This window comes from Sanguibacter inulinus, from assembly GCF_013415325.1.
Classification (GTDB): domain Bacteria; phylum Actinomycetota; class Actinomycetes; order Actinomycetales; family Cellulomonadaceae; genus Sanguibacter; species Sanguibacter inulinus.
The window spans coordinates 1-292 of record NZ_JACBYE010000108.1 but is presented as its reverse complement, the minus strand read 5'-3'; the positions used below and the strand labels follow the sequence as shown (position 1 = coordinate 292).

1 protein-coding gene and 1 rRNA gene are annotated in these 292 nt (G+C 46.9%); one reads left to right on the top strand and one right to left on the bottom strand.

Annotated features, from left to right (window positions below; genetic code table 11):
- Nucleotides 1-230: hypothetical protein (locus tag HZZ10_RS19220; protein WP_218928979.1), on the bottom strand; the 230-nt coding region annotated here is incomplete at its 3' end.
- Between HZZ10_RS19220 and HZZ10_RS19090 the strand changes: the two genes are divergently transcribed.
- Nucleotides 230-292 (top strand): 16S ribosomal RNA (locus HZZ10_RS19090); the annotation flags it as partial. The two genes, HZZ10_RS19220 and HZZ10_RS19090, sit on opposite strands and share 1 nt — an antisense overlap.

Below are 292 nucleotides of genomic sequence, written 5' to 3'. Positions count from 1 at the left end.
CGTCCGCTCCTTGAGAACTCAACAGTGTGCTTAATAGTCAATGCCAAGACCCCTTGTCTTGGATTGGTGCTCGGCTTTTCGGTCGGGGCTGGTCTGATGGCAAGGTTTATTTGGTATGAATTGAAAATGCAAGTTTTCGGTTTGTAGCCTTGATTAATCAAGTTTTCTCTTTGCAGGGAGGCTTGCTTCGTATGGTTGTTAACTGGTTTCGACTGGTTGATAGCAAACATTTACGGAGAGTTTGATCCTGGCTCAGGACGAACGCTGGCGGCGTGCTTAACACATGCAAGTC